This window comes from Microcystis sp. LE19-84.1B (assembly GCF_027531875.1).
In the GTDB taxonomy this organism is placed as follows: domain Bacteria; phylum Cyanobacteriota; class Cyanobacteriia; order Cyanobacteriales; family Microcystaceae; genus Microcystis; species Microcystis panniformis.
The window spans coordinates 1-3,343 of sequence record NZ_JAPZSR010000072.1 but is presented as its reverse complement, the minus strand read 5'-3'; the positions used below and the strand labels follow the sequence as shown (position 1 = coordinate 3,343).

The following is a 3,343-nucleotide window of genomic DNA, read 5'->3' as shown; positions in this document are numbered from 1 at the left end:
GCTAGGAGTTTGAAGAGTGATAATTTGTCTGCCTGACTTAGATTGTTGACTAAAGAAATTAACTCAGCGAAAGGCATGGTTTAAACTCCTGAACCTACGAGAATACATTGATCATAAGCGATCTGAGAGATACGGTCTAACAATCCCGTTGCACGCCGACCCTACAGAGTCTTTTGTTGAAGTTCGAGAGGTTGTTAACGGCGGGTGAACGGGGTCGTTATGCGGCTCAGTGCGATGCCGAAGGCACTGCGTAGCAGTACGCCGATCTTGTAGGGTGCGTTCCCTAATGCAAGTCCTACTGCTCCAGCGATCGATTTTGAGGAACGCACCATGTCCATTGATTGAAGCTGTGGGTTTAAGTGCGATGCCGCTCTTGTGGGCCTAGTTGGGGAATGTTAGCGAAGATTCCCGATGTTTAGGTTAAAATAGAGGGCAAAAGTTGCCACAGGGTCGCTTCAATGACAGTTCGACAACCCCGCTACAGCAAAGAAGAATTCGCTCGACGTGGTAATGAGATTTATGAATCTCAGGTACGTTCTCAGGTAGAGGAGGGAAATCAGGGGAGAATTGTGGCGATCGACATCGAAACTGGAGCGTTTGAGCTTGCCGACGATACGATTACTGCTACCGATCATCTCTAGGAGCGTGTCCCTGATGCTCAACCTTGGGTGATTCGGATTGGACATAGAGCCGTCTTCCGTTTTGGTAGTCGCAGTCAGAGAAAGCCCTTATGATGTGTGGGGATGGGTCTTTTGTATGGCTTTAAACTTCAGATTGAGGCAGTGGAAGGTGGGCGCGTTACGATTGAAGCGCTGTGACTCAGCCAAAGTTATCGGTGAAGAAGGTCTAACTTTACCGTTATACTGAATCGGTTTTTAATAGCATGATTAACTCCCAATCCCACTTGAAAAACCCGCTCCCTTCTCCCCACTCTCCTATACCTTTTAAACAGGATTTAGTCTGACTATCTAGGGTTTGCTGAATAAGTACGGGCGAAGCATTCGGATAGAAAATCTACGTTTTCACCGATAGGTTATTGTCCGAATGCTTCGCCCCTACAGGACGCGGGCCGATGAAGACGCAAGGTTTTGAACGACGATTCTCTCAAAATCTTGCACCTGTGGGAGCGAGAAAAGCCCCAAAACCCTTACTTTGCCTACATTTCAAATTTATTCAGCAAACCCTATCTAAATTACTGGTTAAGACTATGAGCAGGGAGCAGAGAGAAAAAACCTGACTACTGACTGAAAGCTGATCGCCGACAAAACCTATCCCAAAACGATCGAATCGCGCAGGGATTGAATTTCCTCGGTTTGTAAACGCGCTCCAAAAGTAGAAACCACCCGGGCAGCCGCTAGAGAAGCGAGATTTCCCGCTCCTTTGTAACCCATACCGTGGGTAATACCGTAGAGAAACGCACCTGCATACATATCCCCCGCGCCGACGGTATCGATCGCCTGTACGGGATGGGGGTCAATTTCCAAGAGATTTTCGCCATCATAGATCAAAGAACCACTGGCACCCCGGGTGATAGCGAATCCTTTGGCAATGGTTTTAAAATAGGCGATCGCTGACTCGATTTCGTCGCTGCTGGAAATAGTCAAAGCTTCCGACTCATTAGCGAAAACGAAATCTAATCCCGTTCCAATCATTTCCAGTAATCCCTCCCGGAAGAAGATCGCCATATTGGGATCCGACAGGGATAAAGCGGTTTTGACTCCAGCAGCCTGAGCAATTTCTCGCCCTTTAATAGCGGCAGCTTTGGCAGTGGGAGAGGTGACGAGATAACCTTCGAGATAGAGATAATCGGCATTAGCGATCGCTGAAGGGACTAATTCCCGTTCGGAAATTTCCCCGGTGATGCCGAGAAAAGTATTCATGGTGCGATCGGCATCGGGAGTCACAAAAACTAGACATTTTCCCGTGATTCCCACCTCTTTTTCGCCACCATGTTCATTGGTATGCAAACCACAGGCGCGCAGATCTTGCAGATAAAACTTACCTAATTCGTCATTACCCACTTTACAGGAATAGAAACCTTTACCCCCCAACTGAGCGATCGCTACTAGGGTATTCGCCGCCGATCCGCCACCGCTGCGTTTACAATCAAAAGCCAATTTTTCCATCAACTGGGTTTGACGATTTTCGTCCACCAGCGTCATCACTCCTTTATCGATGCCCAATTCTTGCAGTAATTCAGGAGAGACTTGAAATTCCATATCGACGAGCGCGTTACCGATCCCATAAACGTTGTATTGTTTGCCCATAATTTAGTCGATCGCCTAAAAATACTTTGTTATTGATAGTAGGGAAATAAGGAGCAAAAAGCTAGGGGCTGTTTTCAGCCAGAGAATACCATAAACAAAAATTATCGGTGTGCTAGTCTTACACACCGGCTAATTTTTGTTAAGTTTTGTTTAACTAAGCCACTTTAAGCCTCATCGTAGGCTTCTAGATCCAACAGATAAAGATAAGGTTCGGCTAATTCCTGCCTTTGAAAAGCGATCGCTCGCAACAGATGCCAATCCCGCAAAGCCTCGAAGGGGTTGCTATACTCATCTTTTTCTAGTCGTTCGGCTAAAGAAGCAATATCAGCGGCGGTATATTTGGCAATATCTTGATCAGTGAAGCTTATAACTGTCATTTCTGCACCTCTCTCGACCTTTGTTCTATTTCTAGCCTAACATATATTCTGAGTTGAAAAAATGTCTTGACCGCCAAGTTAAGAACTGTAAATGAAAGGGTAATTGTGGTAAGATTCCAGCAAAAGAGCTATTTTTAGTTGATCTTCTATGAAAACAGCCCTCATTACTGGCGCTTCCACTGGTATCGGTGTCGTCTTTGCTCGTCAACTTGCTCAACGGCAAATGGAGCTAATTTTAGTCGCTAGATCTAGGGATAAACTAGAACAATTAGCAGCGGAATTGGGGGAACAATACGGGGTAAAAGTGACGGTTATCGTTCAAGATCTGACCGTTGCCAGGGCAGGAAAGCTGGTATATGATACGGTGAACCAAAAAGGAATCAACGTTGATTTACTGGTAAATAATGCCGGTTTTGGTGATTATGGTGCTTTTAGCGAGCAGGACTTAGCCCGACAGTTAGAAATGATCCAGTTAAATAATCTGGTATTGGTGGAATTAAGCCACTATTTTCTCCGTCCGATGCTTGCTGGTGCTGGGGGGGCAATTATCAATGTTGCTTGGCTCTTCGTTACCCTTTATGCTAAATCAACATACAAGATGCCAAGATAACATACTTCTAACCCAAAAATTCCGAAAGTTTCTAAAGCCATAGCCTCTCCGTTTTATTAGTTTAAGTTTATTGTTGATTCCCTCGACCA

3 protein-coding genes and 2 pseudogenes are annotated in these 3,343 nt (G+C 45.5%); 2 read left to right on the top strand and 3 right to left on the bottom strand.

The window, feature by feature from the left end; all coding sequences use genetic code 11:
- Nucleotides 1–458: 458 nt before the first annotated feature.
- A pseudogene (locus tag O9324_RS04110) lies at nucleotides 459–734 on the top strand (hypothetical protein).
- A gap of 534 nt (nucleotides 735–1,268) precedes the next feature.
- Here O9324_RS04110 and O9324_RS04105 read toward each other — a convergent pair.
- The gene (locus tag O9324_RS04105) at nucleotides 1,269–2,267 is read right to left on the bottom strand and encodes an adenosine kinase (RefSeq protein ID WP_002741448.1); all 999 of its coding nucleotides are present in this window, start codon (nucleotides 2,265–2,267) and stop codon (nucleotides 1,269–1,271) included.
- A gap of 164 nt (nucleotides 2,268–2,431) precedes the next feature.
- A complete protein-coding gene (gene isiD / locus O9324_RS04100) occupies nucleotides 2,432–2,644 on the bottom strand; it encodes a protein IsiD (protein WP_002732311.1) in 213 nt (70 codons plus the stop codon).
- A 148-nt stretch (nucleotides 2,645–2,792) separates the two neighbouring features.
- Between isiD and O9324_RS04095 the strand changes: the two are divergent.
- A pseudogene (locus O9324_RS04095) lies at nucleotides 2,793–3,203 on the top strand (SDR family NAD(P)-dependent oxidoreductase); the annotation flags it as partial.
- Nucleotides 3,204–3,230: 27 nt separating this feature from the next.
- Here O9324_RS04095 and O9324_RS04090 read toward each other — a convergent pair.
- The coding region (locus tag O9324_RS04090) for a transposase (protein ID WP_071784045.1) at nucleotides 3,231–3,343 on the bottom strand (113 nt) is incomplete at its 5' end.